The sequence below is a fragment of the Listeria marthii genome, from assembly GCF_014227425.1.
Lineage (GTDB): Bacteria > Bacillota > Bacilli > Lactobacillales > Listeriaceae > Listeria > Listeria marthii.
The window spans coordinates 338248-361917 of record NZ_JAASWB010000002.1 but is presented as its reverse complement, the minus strand read 5'-3'; the positions used below and the strand labels follow the sequence as shown (position 1 = coordinate 361917).

At 38.4% G+C, this 23670-nt stretch carries 23 protein-coding genes and 1 riboswitch; of the genes, 18 read left to right on the top strand and 5 right to left on the bottom strand.

Annotation, left to right across the window (positions count from 1 at the left end):
- Positions 1 to 155 precede the first annotated feature (155 nt).
- Both HCJ55_RS04620 and HCJ55_RS04615 read left to right on the top strand, forming a co-directional pair.
- Entirely contained in the window at positions 156 to 842 is a 687-nt protein-coding gene (locus tag HCJ55_RS04620; RefSeq protein WP_376700417.1) for a diguanylate phosphodiesterase, read from the top strand.
- Positions 843 to 864: 22 nt separating this feature from the next.
- Positions 865 to 1866, top strand: a complete 1002-nt coding sequence (locus HCJ55_RS04615) for a MucBP domain-containing protein (protein WP_185517211.1) — start codon at positions 865 to 867, stop codon at positions 1864 to 1866.
- Between the two features lie 37 nt (positions 1867 to 1903).
- On the opposite strand, the gene psiE is transcribed toward HCJ55_RS04615, so the two are convergent.
- Positions 1904 to 2317: a phosphate-starvation-inducible protein PsiE gene (gene psiE / locus HCJ55_RS04610; RefSeq protein ID WP_008947234.1), complete on the bottom strand. Its 414-nt coding sequence runs from the start codon at positions 2315 to 2317 to the stop codon at positions 1904 to 1906.
- An 88-nt stretch (positions 2318 to 2405) separates the two neighbouring features.
- On the opposite strand from psiE, the gene HCJ55_RS04605 reads away from it, so the two are divergent.
- Positions 2406 to 4127 (top strand): ABC transporter ATP-binding protein, encoded by a 1722-nt coding sequence (locus HCJ55_RS04605; RefSeq protein ID WP_185503890.1) that lies wholly within the window; start codon positions 2406 to 2408, stop codon positions 4125 to 4127.
- 31 nt (positions 4128 to 4158) lie between these two features.
- Here the strand turns inward: HCJ55_RS04605 and HCJ55_RS04600 are convergent, their stop codons facing one another.
- Together HCJ55_RS04600 and HCJ55_RS04595 are read right to left on the bottom strand one after the other, a co-directional pair.
- Positions 4159 to 5379, bottom strand: a complete 1221-nt coding sequence (locus tag HCJ55_RS04600; RefSeq protein ID WP_185506231.1) for an MFS transporter — start codon at positions 5377 to 5379, stop codon at positions 4159 to 4161.
- Positions 5380 to 5511: 132 nt separating this feature from the next.
- The gene (locus HCJ55_RS04595; protein WP_185506232.1) at positions 5512 to 5982 is read right to left on the bottom strand and encodes a MarR family transcriptional regulator; all 471 of its coding nucleotides are present in this window, start codon (positions 5980 to 5982) and stop codon (positions 5512 to 5514) included.
- A 201-nt stretch (positions 5983 to 6183) separates the two neighbouring features.
- On the opposite strand from HCJ55_RS04595, the gene HCJ55_RS04590 reads away from it, so the two are divergent.
- Both HCJ55_RS04590 and HCJ55_RS04585 read left to right on the top strand, forming a co-directional pair.
- Positions 6184 to 8832: a calcium-transporting ATPase gene (locus HCJ55_RS04590; protein WP_185517209.1), complete on the top strand. Its 2649-nt coding sequence runs from the start codon at positions 6184 to 6186 to the stop codon at positions 8830 to 8832.
- A 126-nt stretch (positions 8833 to 8958) separates the two neighbouring features.
- Positions 8959 to 9327: an Imm8 family immunity protein gene (locus HCJ55_RS04585; protein WP_185502450.1), complete on the top strand. Its 369-nt coding sequence runs from the start codon at positions 8959 to 8961 to the stop codon at positions 9325 to 9327.
- A 13-nt stretch (positions 9328 to 9340) separates the two neighbouring features.
- On the opposite strand, the gene HCJ55_RS04580 is transcribed toward HCJ55_RS04585, so the two are convergent.
- Positions 9341 to 9598, bottom strand: coding sequence for a DUF1294 domain-containing protein (locus HCJ55_RS04580; RefSeq protein ID WP_003729458.1), 258 nt, complete (start codon positions 9596 to 9598; stop codon positions 9341 to 9343).
- A 78-nt stretch (positions 9599 to 9676) separates the two neighbouring features.
- On the opposite strand from HCJ55_RS04580, the gene HCJ55_RS04575 reads away from it, so the two are divergent.
- The 5 genes from HCJ55_RS04575 (at position 9677) to HCJ55_RS04555 (ending at position 14949) form a co-directional block, all read left to right on the top strand.
- Positions 9677 to 10054 carry a RidA family protein gene (locus tag HCJ55_RS04575; protein ID WP_008947240.1) on the top strand — a complete coding sequence of 126 codons (378 nt, stop codon included), beginning with the start codon at positions 9677 to 9679 and terminating at the stop codon, positions 10052 to 10054.
- Between the two features lie 63 nt (positions 10055 to 10117).
- Positions 10118 to 10215, top strand: a riboswitch (SAM riboswitch).
- Between the two features lie 93 nt (positions 10216 to 10308).
- Complete coding sequence (locus HCJ55_RS04570) at positions 10309 to 11412, top strand: 5-methyltetrahydropteroyltriglutamate--homocysteine S-methyltransferase (protein WP_185502451.1); 1104 nt, start codon at positions 10309 to 10311, stop codon at positions 11410 to 11412.
- A 103-nt stretch (positions 11413 to 11515) separates the two neighbouring features.
- Positions 11516 to 12616 carry an excinuclease ABC subunit UvrC gene (gene uvrC / locus HCJ55_RS04565; protein WP_185517207.1) on the top strand — a complete coding sequence of 367 codons (1101 nt, stop codon included), beginning with the start codon at positions 11516 to 11518 and terminating at the stop codon, positions 12614 to 12616.
- 169 nt (positions 12617 to 12785) lie between these two features.
- Complete coding sequence (locus HCJ55_RS04560; protein ID WP_008947244.1) at positions 12786 to 14228, top strand: amino acid ABC transporter substrate-binding protein/permease; 1443 nt, start codon at positions 12786 to 12788, stop codon at positions 14226 to 14228.
- Positions 14221 to 14949, top strand: a complete 729-nt coding sequence (locus tag HCJ55_RS04555; RefSeq protein ID WP_185390938.1) for an amino acid ABC transporter ATP-binding protein — start codon at positions 14221 to 14223, stop codon at positions 14947 to 14949. Before HCJ55_RS04560 ends, HCJ55_RS04555 begins: the two co-directional genes overlap by 8 nt.
- A gap of 36 nt (positions 14950 to 14985) precedes the next feature.
- Here the strand turns inward: HCJ55_RS04555 and HCJ55_RS04550 are convergent, their stop codons facing one another.
- A complete protein-coding gene (locus HCJ55_RS04550; RefSeq protein WP_185517205.1) occupies positions 14986 to 16860 on the bottom strand; it encodes an amidase family protein in 1875 nt (624 codons plus the stop codon).
- A gap of 545 nt (positions 16861 to 17405) precedes the next feature.
- On the opposite strand from HCJ55_RS04550, the gene HCJ55_RS04545 reads away from it, so the two are divergent.
- The 8 genes from HCJ55_RS04545 (at position 17406) to HCJ55_RS04510 (ending at position 23329) form a co-directional block, all read left to right on the top strand.
- Positions 17406 to 17552 carry an Lmo0850 family protein gene (locus tag HCJ55_RS04545; RefSeq protein WP_008947247.1) on the top strand — a complete coding sequence of 49 codons (147 nt, stop codon included), beginning with the start codon at positions 17406 to 17408 and terminating at the stop codon, positions 17550 to 17552.
- 223 nt (positions 17553 to 17775) lie between these two features.
- Positions 17776 to 18534 carry a hypothetical protein gene (locus HCJ55_RS04540; RefSeq protein ID WP_185390940.1) on the top strand — a complete coding sequence of 253 codons (759 nt, stop codon included), beginning with the start codon at positions 17776 to 17778 and terminating at the stop codon, positions 18532 to 18534.
- A 79-nt stretch (positions 18535 to 18613) separates the two neighbouring features.
- Entirely contained in the window at positions 18614 to 19168 is a 555-nt protein-coding gene (locus HCJ55_RS04535; RefSeq protein ID WP_185502455.1) for a TetR/AcrR family transcriptional regulator, read from the top strand.
- Positions 19169 to 19184: 16 nt separating this feature from the next.
- Positions 19185 to 19526, top strand: coding sequence for a DMT family transporter (locus HCJ55_RS04530; protein ID WP_008947252.1), 342 nt, complete (start codon positions 19185 to 19187; stop codon positions 19524 to 19526).
- A gap of 2 nt (positions 19527 to 19528) precedes the next feature.
- Positions 19529 to 19849 (top strand): quaternary ammonium compound efflux SMR transporter SugE2, encoded by a 321-nt coding sequence (sugE2, locus tag HCJ55_RS04525; RefSeq protein ID WP_008947253.1) that lies wholly within the window; start codon positions 19529 to 19531, stop codon positions 19847 to 19849.
- Positions 19850 to 19998: 149 nt separating this feature from the next.
- Positions 19999 to 21111 carry a D-alanine--D-alanine ligase gene (locus HCJ55_RS04520; protein WP_185502456.1) on the top strand — a complete coding sequence of 371 codons (1113 nt, stop codon included), beginning with the start codon at positions 19999 to 20001 and terminating at the stop codon, positions 21109 to 21111.
- Positions 21112 to 21174: 63 nt separating this feature from the next.
- Positions 21175 to 22548: a UDP-N-acetylmuramoyl-tripeptide--D-alanyl-D-alanine ligase gene (locus tag HCJ55_RS04515; protein ID WP_185502457.1), complete on the top strand. Its 1374-nt coding sequence runs from the start codon at positions 21175 to 21177 to the stop codon at positions 22546 to 22548.
- Positions 22549 to 22615: 67 nt separating this feature from the next.
- Complete coding sequence (locus HCJ55_RS04510) at positions 22616 to 23329, top strand: alpha/beta hydrolase (protein WP_185517203.1); 714 nt, start codon at positions 22616 to 22618, stop codon at positions 23327 to 23329.
- Positions 23330 to 23670: the final 341 nt, after the last annotated feature.

Below are 23670 nucleotides of genomic sequence, written 5' to 3'. Positions count from 1 at the left end.
ATTATCGATTTTAGATGAAATTTTATATTATCCATCATAAAAACTTCTTAAAAAATATTACTTTTTAAGAAGTTTTATTTTTTTGGTCTTATATATATGACCTAATGATTTTTGCGGGCAGTTTGTTGTAATATTTGGAATGTACTAATTTTCACATGAGTGTAATGAAAGGAGTGAATGGTATTTTGACTCAGCAATACCAGTTAGTACTTCAAGATCAATATGATCCGAGAAGTGGTCAACTGATCAAAAAAGAAATAATTCCCACTAAAAACGTAGTAGAACATCTCACTTCTTATCTGTTATGTATTAAAAATCAAGCAGAGTATAGGAATTTTATTAAGTGGTACGAGCGTGAAATTCGTAAAGTATTGAAAGAGCATCCAGAGCAACATTTTATTATTAAAATTTCTTTTCAACAACTATACTTCCGAGAAACCATGCTCTTGTTAGAAAATATAAAAGCATTTAGCAAACAAATAACGATTGAATTGGTGGGAGACAGCCAAATAAGCGCAGGTGAAAGAGAGCATTTCTCTCCAGAGGACATAGATGCTTTTCTCAAGGGAAGACTAAAAATGTTGAAAAAATGGCATTATTTTATTTCCAAGCATATCGAAAGTGGCGCTATGGAACAAACACTTATTTTTACGCCTTACATCGATGAGTTAAAATACAGTTTAAAAAAAGGGGCAAAGCTACTTGATAATCAAACAGAATTAGCATTTTTTCTATCTTTTTGGAAAAGTTGGGCCAAGCTTCGGTGTGTCCATTTCGTTCTGATTGTCGATGAAATGTCTACTGATTTTCCAGAAGAAGTAGCTATAAGATGTGAAATGTAGAAGAATTTAGGAGGAATTATCCGTGTTCGTAAGTTGTAAAAAATTAGTTATAAGTATTTTAGCTGTAATAATTACCGTGAGTCTGGGGAGTGGAGCCTTTTCACCAATCCATGCGCATGCAGATGCTACTTTAAATCCAAATGGGTTTACGGTGCTTGTAAAATATATGGATGAAGCTGGGACTGAAATAGCGCCATCAGAAACTTTAACAGATTACTATTATGTATCGGTCGAAAAAAATATTCCTGGTTACAAATTAAAAGAAACACCCACTAATGCAACTGGTAGAATTACCGACTCGGGTATCGAAGTGCATTATATTTATGAAAGAGCGATTAAAGTGAGTTACGTAGATGAAACTGGGAAAGATTTGTTGCCTACTGTGGAGGTAGCAGATAGCGATGCCGCAGTACTTGAAACTATCCCTGATTATACATTTGTACGAAAAGATGTTAGCGCAGATAGTTCGCAGATTATTTTTCGTTATAAAAAGAACGTTTCTACTATTCCTGATTTTGGAAAACCGAATCAAGTAACAGTCAATTATGTTGACGAAAACAATATGCAAATAGCGCCATCGCTATATTTGAGTGGGCTTTTTGACGAAGCATACAAAGTGCCAATGAAAAAAATCAAAGGCTATACTTTACTAAAATACGATCCAGAAATTCTTGGTGTATTCACAGAAAGCGCGCAAACAATCAATATTATTTACCAGAAAAATGTGCCTGAACAAACCCCAAGTTTAGAAAATCCGCCAGAGCCAACTACCCCAGCAGAGCCTCAACTAGAAAAACCTAAAGTCGAAATTACAGAAAAACCAATTTCGACAAAAGAACAAATCACACCAACTACAGTAAAAGCTCCCAAAGTCGAAGCAAAAAAACAGCCAGCCAAAAAAACTTTACCAAAAACTGGTGATAGCTCGATAGACTTATTAATCACCTGTCTTGGTATTATCATCGTTTCTTGTGGGGTTTATTTACTCGTGCAACAAACCCAAAAACGCCGTCGTAAAGAATAAGCAAAAAAAGCAATCCGGGAAAACCGGATTGCTTTTTTTATCCTTCTCGCTTGAGCATCTTCGTATTCGCTAAAAACAGTGCGGCGACAAGTAGTAAAATCGCCCCCGAAAGTATTAGCGTGGAAGTTGCGCTAGAGTGATCGACAATAATAAATCGAATAATCGCTGTGATACCAATATAAATAAAATAGCGCAGCGGGAAATGGAAATGGGATTCGAAATATTTAACAATGAGCGCAATAAATTCAAAGTAAAGGAAAAACGTTAAAATATCTTGTGTCATATAATAGTAAGAAACGTCCGTGTCTAAGAAGAAAATATTATTGAATATCGTAAATGCCTCTCTAATTAAAAAAGCAACAAGAGTAAAGCCGACCATAATTAGCGCCAGATTTAAGGTGATTCGTAGCACGATGGGAACAATCGAAGAAATTTTTTCTAATCGTTTCATCAGTTGCCTCCTTTCCAAAAACGATATCGCTTTTTTAGTCATTTTACACTATAATGAGAAACATGACTATTTTTAAGGGGGGATTGTTATTTTAAAACGATTTTTTAGTTATTATAAACCGTATCGGACGCTTTTCATCATTGATTTTGGTTGCGCCGTTTTAGCTGCTATTTTGGAGCTGGCTTTTCCAGTTGCTGTAAACCACGTGATAGATACGCTACTTCCAGGAAAAGATTTTGGGCTGATTATTACTGCAGCACTCGCCTTATTATTCTTTTACATACTTAATACATTTATGCAGTACATTGTCACTTACTTTGGCCATATGCTTGGTCTTAACATAGAAACAGATATGCGCAGAGATTTATTCAGCCATTTGCAAAAACAACCATTTGGCTTTTACGACAATCAGAAAACAGGGAAATTGATGTCGCGAATGACAACCGATTTATTTGAAATTGGTGAAGTAGCGCATCACGGTCCAGAAGATATTTTTATTTCGATTATGTCGCTGTTTGGCGCATTTTTCTTAATGTTAAATATCAACGTCAAACTAGCGATTTCGACGTTTATCTTAGTGCCAATTTTGACTGTGTTAATTGTGTACTTCAATAAGCGAATGACGAAAGTAACGACTGGAATTTTTAAAGATTTAGGGAATTTTAACGCTGGAGTCGAAAATGCAATCAGCGGGGTGCGCGTCGTCCAAGCATTTGCTAATGAGCCACATGAAAAAGGTCGCTTCGCAGTTCTCAACCAAGCTTACCGTAAATCAAAATTAATGTTCTATAAAGTAATGGGACTAAGTTTTTCGTTCAACTATTTCCTAATGCGATTGATTAGTTTATTCGCACTTTTATTCGGGGCTTACTTTACAATCAATGGCGAAATTTCTTACGGGGAATTTGTCGGCTTCATCTTGCTAACAAACGTCTTCATCCGGCCAATCGAGAAAATTAACAACGTAATCGAAAGCTATCCAAAAGGTTTCGCGGGCTTTAAGCGATTCCTAGAAGTGATGGATACAGAGCCAACTATCCAAGACGAAAAAGATGCCAAGCCAGCTGGTGAGTTCCGCGGCGACATTGAATACAACCAAGTATCTTTTGAATATAGCGATGGAAAAAATGTGCTAAATCATATTAACCTTTCTATTAAAGCCGGCGAAACAGTCGCATTTGTCGGGCCGAGTGGTGCTGGGAAAACGACGATTTGTAATTTATTGCCACGTTTTTATGAAGTGTCAGATGGCGAGATTACGATTGATGGCGAAAATATTAAACGATTTACCTTACCATCCTTGCGCGCACAAATCGGCGTCGTGCAACAAGATGTCTTCTTGTTTTCTGGCACAGTTCGCGAAAATATCGCCTACGGAAAATTAGATGCTAGCGATGAAGAAATTGCGCATGTCGTGAAACTCGCGCACCTTTCCAAAGTAGTAGAAGAAATGCCAGATGGCCTTGATACGATCATTGGCGAGCGCGGTGTGAAACTTTCTGGCGGGCAAAAACAACGGTTAGCAATTGCGCGGATGTTTTTGAAGAATCCACCCATTTTAATTTTGGATGAGGCAACCTCGGCACTTGATACCGAAACCGAGCAAGTGATTCAAGCCTCGCTAGAAGAGTTAGCAGAAGGCAGAACGACCTTGATTATCGCGCACCGACTCGCGACAATTAAGCACGCCGACCGAATTATCGTGGTCAACGAAACAGGCATTGCAGAAACCGGCACACATGAGGAACTTTTAGCGCGAGAAAATGGCGCATACAAACGATTATATGATGCCCAATTTAATACAATTTAATGAAAAAGGGGTTCCGAGTTGGAATCCCTTTTTATATTGCCGGGCGAGTTCTTTGATAGAGAACGAAAATCGCTACGGTTATTAAGATGACGCCCATTGCGGCCGGGGCTGCGTGGCCAAGTGTGATATAAATTTGCCCACCGATAATTGGTCCAATAATGCGCGCCAACGATTGAATGGCTTGACTACCACCTTGAATTCGACCTTGCTCACTTGCACTAGCCGATTTTGAGACCATTCCATTGAAAGCAGGACCAAAAATCGAGTCACCGAATCCGAAAACGAACATTCCAATAACAAGCAGTGGAGCAAGTGTGAAAATCGAGGAAGCTGCAATTAGCGCATAGCCAATAATTTCAGCAATCATCCCCAGAATAGCAATTTGTTTATCCGTTAATTTGAGTAGCAGTTTGGGCATAACGAACGCTTGCGAAAGAATATCTTGAATCCCCATAATAGAAAACATCATCCCGATTAAAGCTGGCTTCCAACTAAAACTATCAATCGTAAATTGAGTCATAACAGCTTGCAGAGAACCATTTGGTACCCAAATCAAGAACGCTGCAATCAGCAAACGACTTAAGTTTTTTATCGTCAAAATATTAAGCAACTGGGAAAAAGGATTGAGCCGCACAAGTGGAATTCGTTTTAAGCGATGTTCTTCTTGTAAACTTTCAGGCATGTAAAAATAACCAAACATAAAGTTGAGCAAAGTGATCGCCGCTCCAAAGAAAAATGGCACAGCATAACCAAAGTGGGCGAGTAATCCGCCAAAAGCCGGTCCAAGTGCAGCGCCCGCACCAGCAGCGGCACTGACCCACCCGAAGTATTTCGTCCGTTGTTCTTGCGGTGTAATATCAGCAAAGAAGGCGAAAAGCGTACTAATGCTCCCACCAGTAATCCCTTCAATTACCCGACCAAGAAAGAGCACCCAAAGCGCCCCGCCAAGTCCGAAAACAAAGTAACCAATTGCAGAGCCAATAAAACAAATTAGTAAAACCGGACGTCTGCCAAACCGGTCACTCAAAGCGCCAAGCCCAGGCGCCGCAAAAAACACACAAAGCGCATAAACGGACGTAAGTAGCGTCACCATCAGCGCCTGCTCACTGGCACTACTCACATAAGGCGCGACTAGAAAAGGGACAACAGGCATAATAATACTAAAGCCCATCCCGCAAAGGAAAACAGATATAAGACCGAAAAGTAAGGTTTTCTTATTGATTAAAGGTTGTGTAGATTTAGATTGGAACATGTAATTCTCCTATCGAATAGTTAATTGGTGTCCTAGGAAACATAAATAGCTTAACTCGTTTTTGTTTCCTTGTCAACAAAAATAAAACGATAAAAAAAGCCCTACGTGAAAAAAGTAAGGCTGTCACTAGATTTATTCAGATTTGGCATCTAAAACTTTCTTCATTTCAACATCTAAATGCCGACTATATTTATCAACAAATTTTAAAACTTCCGCATATTGTTCATCCGACACATCTTCAAAAACAACTTTATCCCGATCGAGGAATTCTTGGTGTAAACTATCATGCACTTGGTTGATTTCGTCACCCTTAGCAGTTAAACGAAAATAGATTTCTTTTTTATTTTCCGGCTTTTGATAGCTTTCGATATAGCCTTTATCCATCAGTTTTTTCGTAATTTTGCTAATCGCACTTTTAGTCATATAAAAAGCTTCCGCTAGTTTCGTCACATTTGGATCTTCAATTTTGGCAATATATTCAATGCAGTGGACTTCGGAGGGTTTATATCCTTCCAGCGCTTTTTCCATTTTCACTTTGTTAATCCACGCGAGCTTATTAAATAAATCTCTGACACTTGCCATGACTTGTTCATTTTTATCCATGCCATGTCCTCCTAATCTACCTATCTGCTAGTAGTATAGCCGTTTTTTGTGTCCGGTTCAACTATTTAATGGGCTGGCAGAAATTAATCCTTGAAAGCGCTGTTTGTTAAGAGTGTGTAAATTTCCAGTGTTATCAATATTATTTCCCCGTAAAGATTTGTTATACTTAACACATAAATTGATTGGAAGGGGCTGACATGATTGGAGATTTACCGCAAAAGCGCGGCAGATACATTTACACAACTAGAAGCGACAGAAAAAGGCTTAACAACTAGTGAGGTAACAAAACGACAAGAAAAATACGGTTTTAACGAACTGAAGAATAAAAAGAAAGATCCACTTTGGAAGCTTTTCCTTGAAACATTTAAAGATCCAATGGTTATTGTTTTAGTCATCGCTGCCTTGGTGCAGTTGATTTTAGGCGAAGTAGTTGAATCGCTTATTATCTTTTTAGTACTGATTGTGAACTCGATAATTAGCGTAGTTCAAACGCGGAAAGCGGAAAGTTCGCTCGATGCGTTACGAGAAATGTCTGCGCCAGTCGCCAAAGTTATTCGTGATGGTTCGAAGCAAAGTATTCATGCGCGCGAACTTGTCCCGGGTGACGTCGTTATTTTGGATGCAGGTGATTTCGTCCCAGCAGACGGCCGTTTGTTCGAAAGTGGCTCCTTGAAAATTGATGAAGGGATGCTTACAGGGGAATCCGAGGCGGTTGAAAAATATATCGATACCATTCCTGATGAAGTAGGGCTTGGCGACCGTGTCAATATGGTTTTCAGTGGTTCCCTTGTTGTTTATGGCCGTGGGATGTTCGTCGTAACAGGCACTGCGAGTGAAACAGAAATCGGAAAAATTGCCGGTTTACTAGAAACAGCAGAAGCGAAACAAACACCATTACAACGAAAACTAGAATCATTTAGTAAAAAGTTAGGCATTGGTATTTTAGCACTCTGTGTACTTATTTTTGCAGTCGAAGCTGGTCGTGTGTTACTTGGCGACAATTCAGCGGATATGGCAACGGCGATTTTAAATGCCTTTATGTTTGCCGTGGCTGTAGCAGTAGCAGCAATTCCGGAAGCACTTTCTTCTATTGTAACGATTGTACTCGCAGTCGGAACGAACAAAATGGCGAAGCAACACGCGATTATTCGGAAGCTCCCAGCAGTTGAAACTCTAGGCTCCACAAGCGTTATTTGTACAGATAAAACAGGAACGCTAACACAAAATAAAATGACCGTGGTTGATTACTATTTACCAGATGGAACGAAAGAAAACTTCCCAGATAGTCCAGAAAAATGGTCCATCGGGGAGCGCCGTTTAATTCATATTGCGGTACTTTGTAACGACTCCAATATTAATAGCGAAGGCAAAGAACTAGGCGACCCAACCGAAGTGGCGCTCATTGCCTTTAGTAATAAAAATAATCAAGATTACAATGAAATTCGCGAAAAATTCATCCGTGAAGGCGAAATTCCTTTTGATTCAGATCGTAAATTAATGTCAACGCTACACACCTTCAATGACAACAAAGCAATGCTAACAAAAGGTGGACCAGATGTGATGTTCGCGCGTTGTAGCTATGTGTTCCTTGACGGCGAAGAAAAACCAATGACAGAAGAAATTTTAACGAAACTAAAAGAAACTAACGAAGAATTTTCCAATCAAGCGCTGCGTGTTCTAGCGTATGGTTATAAACGGATGCCGGCTGATACAACCGAATTAAAACTAGAAGACGAGCAAGATATCGTACTTGTTGGCTTAACTGCAATGATTGATCCGCCACGTGAAGCCGTTTATGCATCGATTGAAGAGTCGAAAAAAGCCGGCATTCGCACTGTGATGATTACCGGAGACCATAAAACAACGGCGCAAGCAATCGGCCGTGATATTGGTTTAATGGATGCCGACGATATCGCGTTAACTGGTCAAGAACTCGACGCAATGCCAGAAGAAGAACTCGACAAAAAACTTGAGCATATCGCTGTCTACGCCCGTGTATCTCCAGAAAATAAAATCAGAATCGTCAAAGCTTGGCAGAAAAAAGGCAAAATCACCGCAATGACTGGTGATGGTGTCAATGATGCGCCTGCCCTAAAACAAGCCGATATTGGTGTGGCAATGGGAAGCGGAACGGATGTTGCTAAAGACTCCGCTGCAATGATTTTAACTGATGACAATTTCGTTTCAATTGTGGACGCAGTTGGGGTAGGTAGAACCGTTTTTGATAACATTAAAAAATCAATTTCTTACCTATTTGCAGGAAATTTAGGCGCAATTATCGCGATTTTATTTGCGCTCGTGCTCGACTGGATTAACCCATTCACAGCACTACAATTACTATTTATCAACTTAGTCAATGACTCCTTACCAGCGATCGCACTAGGTATGGAAAAAGCAGAACCTGATGTAATGAAACGCAAACCAAGAGATATTAACGAAGGTATTTTTGCCGGTGGAACGATGCGCGCCGTTATTAGCCGCGGCGTCTTAATCGGTATCGCCGTTATCATTTCGCAATACATCGGAATGCAAATTTCACCAGAGATGAGTGTCGCAAAGGCATTCACTACACTTATCCTAGCGCGTACATTACAAACATTTGCAGCTCGCTCGAACGTCCAAACCGCATTTGGCGCAGGATTCTTCAGCAACAAATACGTTATCGGCGCCGTATTACTTTGTTTCGTCTTATACGGAATCACCGTACTACCAGGAGCTCGCGAAATCTTCTCAATCCCAGCAACATTCGGCTTACATGAATGGTCGATTGCAGCAGGCTTAGCACTCGGAGCAGTTGTGATGATGGAGATAATTAAAGTAGTTCAGAATAAATTTTTTAAAGAAGCGTAAAAAAACAGAAATCCCTTTTTAAAATGAGGGATTTCTGTTTTTTAATAATACATTGAGTGCTATATCTATTATATACTGAATATAGATTCTTAGATTAACAAATTTTAATTCACACGGAGGAGTTAAATGAAAAAACAACATAATTCAAAACTTGTTTTATTACAAGAAATCCATTCAACAGAAATAGAAGTCCCGCTTAAAGATTGGGAATATGACCCAGAAAAAGAACTTTATCTAGTTATTGATTTGTTTATTGGAACAAATGATGGCACGAAAAGAGGCAATTATTTTCACATTCCAGTGGTAACACCAGCAACTTTGTATAAACTTCCAAAAGGGAAACGAAAAGCAATCGTATTGGAATATTATCGTTATGATTTACTTTTGGATAAAATAGAATCCATTTTGGAAAAATGTACAAAAGAGAGCTGGGATGATTCTTGTGAAGCGCTGCAAAATTATTTCTTTTGGGAATATGAAAATTACAAAGCTTAAAATTTAATGGAGATTAATACAACCACCAAACCAAAACCCCAACAGTCCAAACCATCGCAAGCGGCACTAAAATCCGGAACTTCGGTTTTTGTGTTTTATGATGAAACAACTGCATCGACATCCAGCTACCAAATGCCCCGCCGAGAAATGCGGTGAAAAGCAGTACAGATTCAGGTATCCGATAAGCGTGTTTAATTGCTTTCCGTTTATCGATAGCGAATAATAGAAAAGAAATAAGCGTTATCGCGATTAAATATATTGTTAAAATCATCCAGAAATCCCCCTTCGTTGCTAAAACAAACTTTATTGATTAGAATAAAAGCATACCATAAAAGAAAGCAGGGATAAAATGGCAAAAGAAATTATTCAAACATCGTCAGCCCCAAAAGCACTTGGACCATACTCACAAGCTGTAAAAGTGAACGGACTTATTTTTACGTCAGGTCAACTTGGTATTAACCCGGCAACTGGAGAATTAGCAGAAGGCGCGACAAAACAAGCCGAGCAAGCTTTTAAAAATTTAGCAGCAGTGTTAGAAGAAGCAGGTTCTGGACTGGATAAAATCATCAAAGCGACCGTTTTCTTCAAAGATTTAAATGAATTTACGGCTGTAAATGAAGTTTATGCGACATTCTTTTCCAGTGATTTCCCAGCGAGAAGTGCTTTCCAAGTAGCGAAATTGCCGCTTGATGCTGAAATTGAAATCGAAGTTATCGCAGAAGCATAAATATTCAGAAATAAATTTGACAACTACGAGAAGCAAACGATATAATAAGAACCAATTACATAGTACTTATCAAGAAAGGTGGAGGGTTCTGGCCCAGCGAAGCCTTGGCAACCGGATTTTTCACGGTGCCAAATCCAGCAGGTAACACTGACAGATAAGGCACGCGAATCAGGTAAATTCACTTTCCCTTAAAAGCTGTCTTTTGAGGGAAAGTTTTTTTGTACATAAAAATAAAACGAATTGAGGCGAAGGAAATGAATCAAGTAGCACCATTTTATGCAGATCATGTTGGAAGTATTTTACGGACAAAGGCTATTAAAGACGCGCGGGAGAAGTTCCAAGCTGGCGAAATAACAGCCCAAGAGTTGCGCGAAGTTGAAAATACAGAAATTAAATACATTGTCGAAAAGCAAAAAGAAGTCGGCTTAAAATCAATCACAGATGGCGAGTTTCGCCGTGCTTGGTGGCATTTTGACTTCTTGGAGAATTTGGATGGGGTAGAAGGATACGATGCGGCTGGAGGTATTCAGTTTAGCAAAGTGCAAACAAAATCGCATTCGGTAAAAATCACGGCTCCGATCGATTTCACCACGCATCCATTTATAGAAGATTTTATTTTCCTAAAAGAAGCAGTTGGTGAAAATCATGTCGCGAAACAAACGATTCCAAGTCCAGCAATGCTTCATTATCGCGGCGACATTGAGTATCAGCCATATTTAGATGATGCCGACAAATTTGCCGCTGATTTAGCGACTGCGTATCAAAAAGCGATTCAAGCATTTTATGATGCTGGCTGTCGTTATTTACAATTAGATGATACGTCTTGGAGCTATTTATGCTCGGATGAACAACGCGAAGTCGTGCGACAAAGAGGATTTGATCCGGACACATTGCAAGAAACGTATAAAAATCTTATCAATGAATCTATCAAACATAAACCAGCTGATATGGTCATCACAATGCACATTTGCCGCGGGAATTTCCGTTCTACATGGATTGCGGAAGGCGGCTATGGACCAGTTGCGGAAACCTTATTCGGTCAATTAAACATCGATGGTTTCTTTTTAGAATATGATAACGAACGTTCTGGAGATTTTGCGCCATTAAAATATGTGACGCGCCCGGATTTGAAAATCGTTCTCGGCTTAATTACTTCGAAAACAGGTGAATTAGAAGACGAAGCGACGATTAAAGCGCGAATTGCAGAAGCGAGCGAAATCGTCCCATTAAGCCAATTACGCCTAAGTCCACAATGCGGATTCGCCTCCACAGAAGAAGGCAACATCCTGACCGAAGAAGAACAATGGAATAAATTACGCTACGTTGTCCAACTAGCAGAAGATGTTTGGGGTAAATAACTAATAAGAAGAGCTAGCCACATTTGTGCGCTAGTTCTTTTTGCGTCTTTACAAAAATGGCAAGTAGGACTAGAATAGATGTTCAAGAAGGAGGGGTGCCCCTTTGGATGACAAATTACAAACTAAATTAACCTTATTACCTGAATCACCAGGTTGTTATATTTATAGAGATGAAAATAACGAAATTCTGTATATCGGTAAATCAAAATGCTTGAAAAACCGCGTAAAATCCTATTTTCATAGCAAACAAATCGGAAAAACAGCAAGACTTGTACGGCAAATTCGCGATTTAGAATTAATCATTACTACTTCCGAAAAAGAAGCTCTACTACTCGAAATGATTTTAATTCAAAAATATCAGCCACCTTTTAATATCCAGTTAAAAGAAGGACCGAGTTACCCATATATTAAAATTACGAACGAAAAAAATCCGCATATCGAAGTCGTGTTGGAAGTAAAACAAGATGGTGCGCACTATTTTGGCCCATATCCTGGTCGCTATTCCGCTAGACAAACCGTAGAACTAATCGAAAAACTATTTCCACTCTGCAGATGCGACGGAAAGCCGGGCCGCCCGTGTTTATATTACCACCTAGGACTTTGCTTAGGGCCATGCCACGAGGAAATTGAGCCAGCTATCTATGAAAATCAAATCCGGAAAATTAGCCGTTTCCTTGAAGGCGATATTAAAGATGTAAAAGATAAGCTAACAGCCGAGATGCAAGAAGCGATAGAAAAACTCGAATTCGAACGAGCGGCGGAACTGCGCGATAAAATGCAGGCTATTAATGAAACAATTGAAAAACAGCACATTATTTTCCCGGGCTTAAAAAATCGCGATATCATCGGTTGTTATCAACAAGACAACTATCTAAGCGTCTTTGTTTTCTTCGTTCGAAACGGCGCAATTAATGGAAGCAAGTGGCATGTTTTCGAAATCGAAACATCACTCCAAGACGATTTAGCCAATTTTATCAACCATTTTTATGAAGATCCCAATAATATTCAACCAAAAGAATTACTAATCGCTGAAAAAATCGATAAAAAATTGCTACAAGAGTCACTTCGAAAAGCTTGTTTATTCCCACAAAAAGGCGGTAAAAAGAAACAAATCGACCTTGCAATCGAAAATGCAAAAAGTGCGTACATCGCTTACGCTAAGATGAAAGAATATGATTTTGAAAAAGAAATAAACAACCATTAGAAGCTAATTTCCAAGGATTAGCTTCTTTCTTTTTCGGTGTTGAAAATCTTATCACAAATAAGTATGGTCAATAATCTATCCTTATGGTAAAATCTTACGAGTACGGAAAAAAATTAGGCTACATAAAATAATTAATTAAAGTAAAACACATATAGAGGGAGGACACAACATGAAGAAATTTTCACGATTTTTACTAATGATGGCAATTGCTTGTGTTGCCGCGTTTATTTTCACAGGAAACGGGTTAAATGCAAAAGCTGCTGAAGAAACATACTTGATTGGTACAGATACAACATTTGCACCTTTTGAATTTGAGAAAGGCGGAGAACATGTTGGTATCGACATGGATATCCTAAAAGCTATTGCCAAAGACCAAAATTTTAAATACGAAATTAAAGCAATGGGATTCAATGCAGCAGTACAAGCACTAGAAGCTAACCAAGTCGACGGTGTTATCGCTGGAATGAGTATTACGGACGAACGTAAACAAAAGTTCGACTTCTCTGACCCATATTTTGATTCTGGCGTTGTTATGGGGATTTTGAAAGATAACGACGAAATCAAAACATATGAAGACTTAAAAGGTAAAAAAGTAGCCGTTAAAACAGGTACAGAAGGTTACGCATTTGCAGAAAAAATCAAAGCTAAATACGGCTTTGACATCGTTGTTTTCGACGATTCAGCTCAAATGTACGATGACGTTAAAACAAGAAATTCAGTTGCATGTTTCGATGATTATCCAGTACTAGCTTACGGTGTTCAAACAGGAAACGGCTTAAAAATTGTAACAGACAAAGAAAAAGGAAACTCATACGGTTTTGCTGTCAATAAAGGCAAAAACCAAGAACTTTTAGCTAAATTTAACGCTGGTCTTGTTAACATTAAAGCAAGCGGCGAATATGATGAAATTCTTGAAACATATTTAGGTAAAGACGCTATTAAAGAAAACACTACAGAAAAAGGCTTTATGGGGATTATTAAATCTTCCTGGCCTGCACTTTTAGCTGGAATGTGGCTAACCATTCGATTAGCAGTTGTTTCACTTATTATTGCATTCATTATTGGTATTACATTCGGCTTTATGAAAGTCAGCAATAACAAAATTTTACGCGGAATTGCTACTGTTTATGTAGATATTTTCCGAGGAACACCATTAATTGTACAGGCATTCTTCTTCTACTTCGGTATTCCAGCAGCACTTGATTTCAGGATGCCAGTATTCTTGGCCGGGGTTATCGCGTTAAGCTTAAATGCCGGTGCCTACATGGTCGAAATCGTCCGCGGCGGGATTCAATCTGTCGACAAAGGACAAATGGAAGCAGCTAGAAGTCTTGGCTTACCATATAAAAAAGCGATGATGAAAGTCGTTCTACCACAAGCAATTCGAATGATGATTCCGTCATTTATTAACCAATTCGTTATCACTTTGAAAGATACATCGATTATGTCAGCAATTGGGCTCGTCGAATTAACTCAATCTGGTAAAATCATTATGGCGCGTACATTTGAAAGTACATGGACATGGCTAATCATCGGAATTATGTACCTTATCGTTATTACTATTTTAACGAAAGTATCCGATCGTTTAGAAAGGAGATTACGAAATGACTAAACTTAAAGTAACAGGCCTTAAAAAAAGTTTTGGTGCTAATGAAGTGCTGAAAGGCATTGATATCGAAGTAAAAGAAGGCGAAGTAGTTTGTGTAATCGGACCTTCTGGCTCTGGTAAAAGTACTTTCCTTCGTTGTATGAATAATTTAGAAGATATTACTGCGGGAGACGTTATTGTTGATGATTTTAACATTACCGATAAAAAAGTTGATATTAACCAAGTTCGCGAAAATATCGGCATGGTTTTCCAACACTTTAATCTTTTTCCACATTTGTCTGTTTTAGAAAATATCACACTCGCTCCAGTTGAATTGAAAAAAATGGATAAAGAAGCTGCGAAAAGTAATGCCTTGCGTTTATTAGAACAAGTAGGCTTACAAGAAAAAGCAGAAGAATATCCAAATCAACTTTCTGGTGGACAAAAGCAACGGGTGGCGATTGCAAGAGCACTCGCGATGGATCCAGACATTATGTTGTTTGATGAGCCTACTTCCGCACTCGATCCAGAAATGGTCGGCGAAGTTCTAGGAGTTATGAAAAAATTGGCAAAAGATGGCATGACAATGATTATTGTTACCCACGAAATGGGATTTGCTCGCGAAGTTGGCGACCGCGTAATCTTTATGGATGGTGGCTATATTGTTGAAGAAGGCAAACCTGCTGAAATTTTCGATAACCCAACACATGAAAGAACAATCAGTTTCTTAGATAAAGTTTTATAAACAAAAAACACTATGTCCTCGGACATAGTGTTTTTTTTATTTTAAGTTAGGGCTTTTTCGATTTTTAGATTGTTGTTCGTAAGCATAACCCATATTTAATAAGGATGTATCGCTATTTCGTGCACTTATAAAAGTCAGGCTAATTGGTTGATTTGTTTCTGGATCGTAGCCAGCTGGAATTGTTAGTTCTGGATTTCCAGCAATCGGAGCAAGAAACATAACAGAACCGCCCATACCAATGGTAACTACTGCATCAAGTTGATCTTTTTGAAGCACAGAATCTAGTTCATTTTGCGCTGTGCCAATTAAATTACGAGCTAAAGTGTCTGCTTGTTGTTTCGTTGTTGTACTTTGCTGCGCTTTAACAAGTTCTGATTGCCCGTATTTCATATTTTTTGCGGGATTCGTTTGATTAAATTGGATAATAGATTCTAATGAAGTCATAGGCGAGTGATTCACTTGTAAAAATTGATTCAAATCGCGCTTAAAGTCAGTATTCAGTAACTGAGAAAAATCAATATCCACTTGTTCGAATTCGCCAACTGCAATACCATTAACGATAGTTGCGCCAGCATTTTGCAAATCTTGTTTTATTTTTTTGATAACAGCCGTTTCTTCATTACTTTCACCATCAGCTAAAAGGCCGATTCGTTTACCTTTGAGTGCATCTTTTGAAAGAGCTGGCTGGTTTGTTGTATTTGTTAAAATATTTGCTGTTAGGTAAGCATCTGTAACGGTTCTTGTTAGCGGTCCCGGTGTATCAAATCTGCTAGAAAGTGGGATAATACCTGCATTGTTTACTAAACCTTGCGTTGGCTTATATCCAACAGCCGATTGTGCGGAAGCTGGTGTAATAATGGAACCATTCGTTTCGGTACCAATGGCAATCGCTGCAAAATCACTTGTAGCCGCTGTAGCTGAGCCGGAACTTGAACCAGAAGGATCCAAAGCTAATGAATAAGGATTTTTACCTTGGCCTTTTTTACCTGAGTAGCCGTTCGGTACTTCGTCATCCATCCCAGCCGCCCATTCGGACATATTGGTTTTTCCGAGGATTAACGCGCCATTATTTTTAAGTTTTTCGACAATCGCCGCGTCTTTTCCAATGACCCAATCTTTCAGCGCGACGGTTCCAGCGCTGGTTGGGAGTTCTTTTGTACCAATATTATCTTTTAAAAGAACCGGCATACCGTATAAAGCGGATTTATTTGTGGCAGCTTCTTTATCTAGTTGTTCTGCTTCGGCAATAATAGTTGGATTAATTTCTGTAACGGCATTTAAAGTTAAACCGTTTTGATCATATTTTTTGATGCGGTTTAAATAAATACCGGCCAACTCTTTGTAGCTAAGTTGTTTTGTCGCAATGAGTTGTTGTAATTTTGGTACATCTGCACCAACAACAAGCGATTCTTTTGCTTCGAGTGTCGCTATGTCTAACGAAGCTAATTGATTATTAATCGGTGTCATTACGCGCTCTTTATCGTAAAATGGGCTAACTTTAGCGGGTGTATCTTCTTGTGGATCCGATTCAGTTGGCGTGGTTTTGGAAGGTTTACTGTTTGGCTTTTTGGGATTGGTTGCCGGCTTTTCTTCTTTTTCCGCGTCATTTGGCTTAATTTTGATAACTGTCCTCTTTTTAAGAGATTTTTGTGAAATTCGGCCTGTTATTCGTTCGACTTGTAGTTGCTTGCCGCCGAAGTTTTTTTCTAAATGTAAATTCTTTTTATTGGAACCAATATTTAAGTCGGTTGCTGGTTTTGTTGGTTCTTTTTGGTCGTATATACTATCTTTTATGGTTGCCGGTTTTTCTTCTGGCTCAGTGGATTGTTGGTGAGTATATAGAAAATAACCACCGCCAATACTCAGCGCCGTGCAAACTGCAATACTTGTTATTATAATTCGTCTTTTCATGCCATTCCTCCGATGTTATATATGTATACAATTATATAATAACTCAGGCAAGAATCCAGTGACGATTCTGTGAAACCTACAAAATATTTTCAAAATTACTTGTTCTAAAAGTTAACAGTGCTATTTAACAGCTTTTTCCCTGCCAAATCGGCATGTTTGAAACGGAGGAAACCGTTTTGTATCAATACTTTAAAAAGGGATATCATGTTTAAGAGTATAAACCTTCATAAAAAAGACACATTTTAAATAAAATTTACTAATTAATCACCCATTTTATAGCTTTTTATTTTATACTAATACATAGGCTAATTACATAAAAACGTTTAAAATAGTGTGAGCAAAATGAAAAATAGCGATGTTTTTCTTTATATTAAAAAGAAAACCACTGGAAAAATTCGGTTTTCAAACGCTTTCTTGAAAAAATGCAAAGATTTTGGTTAAATTTTTGTTTAATAGGGTATTCTTAGTAAAGAGTATATGGTAAAGTAAAGAAAGAGAGAAAAATAAAAAGAATGAAAACAAATTTTGAAGATGGAGTGATGAGATTGGATAATAATCAGAAAGACTTGAATCAAGTAATCCGTCAGCTCAAAGAAAAAGGAATAGTTGTTGAAAAAACAAAATCACGAAAAGATATTTGGAAATCGGTGAGTAGTAAGGCGATGCCGAATATGACACTTCGATTGCAGTAAATCGAAAAGTGGAGTTTTTTATAGGTGAGTTTATCAAGTCTTTTGTAATTAAAATTACTTTAGATGGCGTAATTAGCGTATAAAATCACTTCACTTTTTTTCTTTGTCATAAATTAGTCATTAAGTTTTGATGTTTCTGTTATCCTTTTTACGTAAAAATGTTGTATGATGGAGTGGAAGGCTTTTGTCATAGAAGAAAATAGAAATAGAGTGAGGCATATACATGAAAAAAGAAGCGGTTAATCAACAATCTATTTATGTGCATATCGATCATGTTATTAATAATGTGGCAACAAGCGGCATTTCTTTTTGTGATTTCTTAAATGGCGTAGGGCAGCCGCCGGAAAATATTTTGCTTATTAAGCATAATATTGAAGACGCATCCTACAATGCTCACACAGCGTTTCACTACTTAGAGCCAGGCGATTTAGCGAATATATCCAAAGGGAATTTTAACCCACTTTGTTGGATTGATTTTGAAGACGTAGAGCTTTTAAACCAATTAACACCACAAGAAGTAGCAGAAATGCTGTATCTTGCACATACTGGACGCCATTTGCGTTCGCCATTTTACTATAAATTACAAAACAATTTTGTTTACTTAACGAGGGAAGACGGTCGTTACAATAAAGTATATTACCGAAATCTCAATCATTTTTATATGTTACTTAGTTACGTCATTGCTCGGAAAACGGCAGAGCTTGTGAATGAAAAAGGCATTTTTTCTTTTAGTAAGAAAAAATATGTTGCCGAGCCGCCAGTGGAACTTTTGAAAAAAATGGCAGATCATTTTAAAGATGGAGCTTGTATTGCGCTGGATGATGTGGTTAAATCACGCACGCAAATCGAAGTGCCAATCGGCCATGGCTTAACAGAAGAGATGACAGAACTAGAAATTTCTTCCAAAATTTATTATGAAGAAGAAGTTGCCAAACTAGTTTATGACTTAAAACAAAATGAGTGGAAATATATCGAAAAATAAAAAATCAAACTTTTTCCTTTACGTTTGGTTTTTTATTTGCTAGAATTTAACTAATGAACGTTAGTTAGGAGGTTGCTTTATGACAAAAAAACTAGTAAAAGAAGCCGCATTAACGCTTTTTGCAGAAAAAGGCTATGATGGAACAGCGCTATCGGAAATTGCGAAAGCTGTTGGAATTAAGACGCCATCTTTATATGCCCATTTCCCGTCAAAAGAAGCGCTTTTTTTAGAAGTTTATCGAGACAGCATCCAAATGGAATTAACAGAATTAGGACGTGTGGCGGAGCGGGATGATTTATTGGGTAAAGAGAAACTACAAGCAATTTTCTTTGTAGCGACAGATTTTTCCAGTAATCCTAATGAGAAGAAATTTTTCCAACGCGCGGTATTTTATCCACCTAAGTCACTTTTTCAAGAGTTAAAGGAAGAAACAAAGACATATGAACAAATGACAGATGGTATATTGCGCGAAACGTTAGGGGAAATAGTGTCGGAGAAAGTCCTTGTAAGATGGATGCATGTATTTTATGCCATGCTTGATGGGCTTAGCGTCGAACACGGAATTTATGATGAAACGGAATTTGAATTGCGTAGAGAGTCCGCTTGGGAAGTTCTCGCAAGTTTATTAGATTGAATGGGAGGTAAGAAAAATGGCTTGGTTATATTTAATTATGGCAGGGTTATCAGAAATTGTTTGGGCTTTTGGGTTGAAAGAATCACATGGTTTTACGATGCTCGGGTGGAGCCTTATAACGGTAGCATTTTTAATTGTTAGTTTCGCTTTATTCTCGGTTGCGATGAAGTCCATTCCGATTGGGACAGCATATGCGGTCTTTACCGGGATTGGGGCTGCCGGGACGGCGATTATCGGGATGATTTTTCTTTCGGAAGGTGTTTCGTTTTGGAAGATTGTTTCTCTAGTCGTGTTGCTAGTAGGGATTATTGGTTTGAAATTAGTGGATGGCAATGAGTCTGAAAAGGAGGCTAAATAACGATGGATTGGATATTTTTACTTGTAGCAGGTTTATGCGAAATGGTCTTTGTTGTGATGCTGAAACTTTCAGATGGCTTTAAACGACTTGGATTTGCGATACTCACGATTATCTTTATGTCAGCGAGCTTCTTTTTACTATCGCTTGCGCTTAAAACGATTCCGATTGGTACGGGTTATGCGATTTGGACGGGAATTGGTGCAGTTGGCAGTGTGACGCTTGGAATGATTGTTTTTAAAGAACGAAAAAGTGTTGGTAAATTGCTGTTTATTACGATGATTATTGCCGGCGTGGTTGGCTTGAAATTAACATCAGGCGTTTAATAAGTTAGGCTGGAAAAGTCCTTTTTATAATAAGTTAGCACGTTTCTTATTTAAAAAAGAAGATTTTTTCAGCCTATTTTTTAGTTATGTCTTTTCATCTTGCTAAAACATGGTAAAATAGATAAAGCGAATGATGACGGAGGGGTATTATGAAAACCAAGTTAATCTTATTATACGGTGGAAAATCTGCTGAACACGAAGTTTCCTTACAAACAGCATTTTCAGTTATTAACGCTTTGGATTTAGAAAAATTCGAAGCTGAGCCAATATATATTACAAATGAAGGCGAGTGGATTCAAGGACCACTGCTTACTGGCAAATTAGATTTTGTCGAACAATTACGTTTTACCGCAGCAGATACAGTGAAGCTTGCTACGACTGAAGCAGAAAAATCAGAAGGTGAAGCGATCAGCCCAGCAGTGTTAGAAGCTGATGGACAAGAAACAGTCGTATTCCCACTTTTACATGGTCCAAACGGAGAAGATGGCACAGTTCAAGGATTGTTCGAAGTATTAAACATTCCTTACGTTGGTAATGGCGTTTTAGCATCATCGGCTGCCATGGACAAAATTGTTATGAAGAAAATTTTTGCAGACGCTGGTATTCCACAAGTTCCAGCTGTTGCGGTACGTTTAATCGATTGGAAAAATTATCAAGAAGAAATGGTTGCCGAAATGGAAGAAGTGCTTACATATCCAGTCTTCGTAAAACCAGCGAATCTTGGTTCAAGTGTTGGTATTAGTAAAGCAACGAACAAAAAAGAATTAGCAGAAGCGATGACAGAAGCATTTTTATATGACCGTCGTGTGGTTGTAGAGCAAGGCGTGGTCGCTCGTGAAGTTGAAATGGGTGTACTTGGAAACGATACGCCAGTTTGCTCCGTTCCTGGTGAAATTTTGCCAGAAGGTGCGGTTGCTACTTTTTATGATTATAAAGCGAAATATCAAGACAATAATACAGCGTTAATTATTCCGACTGAAGTAGAGCCAGAAATCTTGGAGCAAATGAAAGAATATGCGGTCCAAGCGTTCTTAGGTCTTGATGCAAGCGGACTAGTACGAGCGGACTTTTTCTTAACGGCTGATAACCAGTTATTCTTAAATGAAGTTAATACCATGCCAGGTTTCACGCCATATAGCATGTATCCACTTCTTTGGCAGGAAACGGGCTTACCATACGGAGCGTTAATTGAACGATTAGTTGATTTGGCAAAAGAACGCCACGCAGCCAAAAATGCACTTAAATATAAATTAGAAGACTAAAATAAACAAGAAAGCAGTTTTCAGATGCGGAAGCTGCTTTTTTATGGAAGAGAGCGATTTAATTTGAAAAAAACAGTAGGCGAAGTAGTAGCAATGTTAGATAGTTCCATCCATGTAGATACATTTCGCGATGTCGTCATTACTGGCATTTGTTTTGATACAAGGCAAATAAAGTCAGGGGATTTATTTGTTCCGTTTGTAGGGAATTTGCGCGATGGACACGAATTCGTAAGTCAAGCACGCGAAATGGGCGCAGTTGCAACCTTTTGGCAAAAAGATGTACCGAATCCACCGACGGATTTTCCGGTCATTTTAGTAGAAGATACGCTGCTTGCATTACAAGAACTAGCGGCGAAATATATTCAACAAGTAAAACCGAAAGTCATTGCGATTACAGGAAGCAATGGTAAAACGACAACAAAAGATATTATGGCAGCGATTGTGGAGACGACGTATAAAGTACATTATACTGGCGGGAATTTTAATAACCATATCGGCTTACCATACACGATTTTAACGATGCCAGAAGATACCGAAGTGGCCGTACTTGAAATGGGTATGAATCACCGTCACGAAATCGAAGTACTTTCTAAAATCGCCAAGCCAGATATCGCGATTATTACGAATATCGGTGAGGCGCATATTGAATACCTAGGTTCACGTGAAGAAATCGCGAAGGCAAAACTAGAAATCACAGCTGGTTTGAATCCGAGTGGGATCCTAATTTATCCACACGAAGAAACTTTATTATTAGGCAATATTGATGGGGATTTCAGACAGCTTACTTTTGGCAAATCGGAAGCAGCTGAAATTTATCCACTAGAAATTCGTGCCGAAGCGGAAGGTACTTCTTTTGTAACGAACTGGGAGCCAGAACTCGAAATTTTTGTGCCAATTATCGGCGAACACAATGTTTTTAATACAATGGCAGCAATGCTTGCGGCGCGTGAAATTGGCATCGAAGGCGAAAAAATTCAATCTGCGCTTAAAAATATGGAACGTTCTAAAAGTCGTTTAGAGTGGATTACAACGAATAGTGGCGCGCGGATTTTAAATGATGCGTATAACTCCAGTCCGACGGCGTTAAAAACCGTTTTAAAAACATTTATGCATATGGATTCGAATGGCAAACAAAAATATTTGGTACTTGCAGATATGCTTGAACTTGGGGATTTATCGACAAAACTACATCAAGAATCTGCTGAAGTGCTAGAAAATGACACGATTGCGAAGATTTTCTTATACGGCGATGCAATGAAAGCATTTGGAGCAGTAGCCGAAGCAAAAATTGGTCAGGGAAAAGTTCAACATTTTGACACAAAAGAATCGCTTGAGATGGCGCTTCTTTCCGAAATTACTGGAAATGAATGGATACTGGTCAAAGGTTCTTACGGAATGGGCTTGAAAGATGTAGTAGAAAATCTTATTATTAAGTGACGAATAAAATTGGACATATAATATTACCGTTAAATAGGTAATAATTTTGGACAGGAGGAAAGGCATAATGGTTGCTTGTTTGTGTATTCATGGTTTTACTGGTTCGCCGTCCGAGGTGAAGCCACTCGCTGACTATTTGCGAGAGCATACAGATTGGGATGTTTTAGCACCCACATTACCTGGCCATGATCACCTGCGCCACTTAAAAAATGTGACGTATAAAGATTGGATCGTTTTTGTAGACAGCATTTTAAGTCAAATGTTGAAAGAAGACGATGAAGTATATATTATTGGTTTTTCTATGGGTGGCTTACTCGCGGGCTGGCTTGCGAGACATTACCCAGAAGTGAAAAAACTGGTACTTCTAAGCACAGCTGTAAATGCAATGGAGTGGCCGCAACTTGTCGAAAATTCCAAGCAAGTCATTACCGAGGCAAAAGAAGTGACCCTCAAAAATAGCCCGATGTTCAAACGCTACCAAAAGAAAGTAACGGAAACACCTTGGACGTCGACGCTGCAGTTTAAAAAAATGGTCGCTTTAGCAAAACCAGTTTTTGAACATATTGAAATTCCAACTTTTATTGCACAAGGCAGTGCCGACCAAGTAGTTCCTGCTGAAAAAAGTGTCAATTTCTTAATGGAAAGTATTCCTGGACCGAAAGAGTTATTTATTTTAGAAGGTTCGAAACACGTGATTTGTCAGGATGAACAAGCAGACAAATTATTTGCAGCTGTTTTAACATTTTTGCAAAAAGATGTGGCTGTATTAAATGGAAATTAATAAAAAGCTGGAAATTGTTTTCGGACAATTTTCAGCTTTTTTTAAAAGATTTAATATTAAAAATGGCTAAAGGGCGCTGATAAACGTACATTTGAAAAGAAATAACTTTTTTTATTCGATAATAGCTCGGAAAGATAGGGTTTTGCCGTTGAAAAGAAATAGTTAGTGTGTTATGATGATAGATGGAAGTTTATTAGGTTTATATTTAGCCTAGTGATTAATGAGGGCTTTTTTATTTGATGCGTTAGAACTGCTATAATGGCAGAGAGTATTTCTGATGCCGTGAATCATTTTGCTTGGTGCGCCCAGGCTTTTCTATTGCAGAAAAATGAAAATGAAAG

Bases quoted from the DNA above. Each gene is read 5' to 3' on its own strand.
- HCJ55_RS04535 (WP_185502455.1), top strand. From the start codon at position 18,614: ATGACAAAAAAACTAGTAAAAGAAGCCGCATTAACGCTTTTTGCAGAA.
- HCJ55_RS04555 (WP_185390938.1), top strand. From the start codon at position 14,221: ATGACTAAACTTAAAGTAACAGGCCTTAAAAAAAGTTTTGGTGCTAAT.
- HCJ55_RS04560 (WP_008947244.1), top strand. From the start codon at position 12,786: ATGAAGAAATTTTCACGATTTTTACTAATGATGGCAATTGCTTGTGTT.
- sugE2 (WP_008947253.1), top strand. From the start codon at position 19,529: ATGGATTGGATATTTTTACTTGTAGCAGGTTTATGCGAAATGGTCTTT.
- HCJ55_RS04550 (WP_185517205.1), bottom strand. From the start codon at position 16,860: ATGAAAAGACGAATTATAATAACAAGTATTGCAGTTTGCACGGCGCTG.
- HCJ55_RS04595 (WP_185506232.1), bottom strand. From the start codon at position 5,982: ATGGATAAAAATGAACAAGTCATGGCAAGTGTCAGAGATTTATTTAAT.
- HCJ55_RS04600 (WP_185506231.1), bottom strand. From the start codon at position 5,379: ATGTTCCAATCTAAATCTACACAACCTTTAATCAATAAGAAAACCTTA.
- HCJ55_RS04580 (WP_003729458.1), bottom strand. From the start codon at position 9,598: ATGATTTTAACAATATATTTAATCGCGATAACGCTTATTTCTTTTCTA.
- HCJ55_RS04570 (WP_185502451.1), top strand. From the start codon at position 10,309: ATGAATCAAGTAGCACCATTTTATGCAGATCATGTTGGAAGTATTTTA.
- HCJ55_RS04575 (WP_008947240.1), top strand. From the start codon at position 9,677: ATGGCAAAAGAAATTATTCAAACATCGTCAGCCCCAAAAGCACTTGGA.
- HCJ55_RS04510 (WP_185517203.1), top strand. From the start codon at position 22,616: ATGGTTGCTTGTTTGTGTATTCATGGTTTTACTGGTTCGCCGTCCGAG.
- HCJ55_RS04540 (WP_185390940.1), top strand. From the start codon at position 17,776: ATGAAAAAAGAAGCGGTTAATCAACAATCTATTTATGTGCATATCGAT.
- HCJ55_RS04585 (WP_185502450.1), top strand. From the start codon at position 8,959: ATGAAAAAACAACATAATTCAAAACTTGTTTTATTACAAGAAATCCAT.
- HCJ55_RS04530 (WP_008947252.1), top strand. From the start codon at position 19,185: ATGGCTTGGTTATATTTAATTATGGCAGGGTTATCAGAAATTGTTTGG.
- HCJ55_RS04620 (WP_376700417.1), top strand. From the start codon at position 156: ATGAGTGTAATGAAAGGAGTGAATGGTATTTTGACTCAGCAATACCAG.
- psiE (WP_008947234.1), bottom strand. From the start codon at position 2,317: ATGAAACGATTAGAAAAAATTTCTTCGATTGTTCCCATCGTGCTACGA.
- HCJ55_RS04520 (WP_185502456.1), top strand. From the start codon at position 19,999: ATGAAAACCAAGTTAATCTTATTATACGGTGGAAAATCTGCTGAACAC.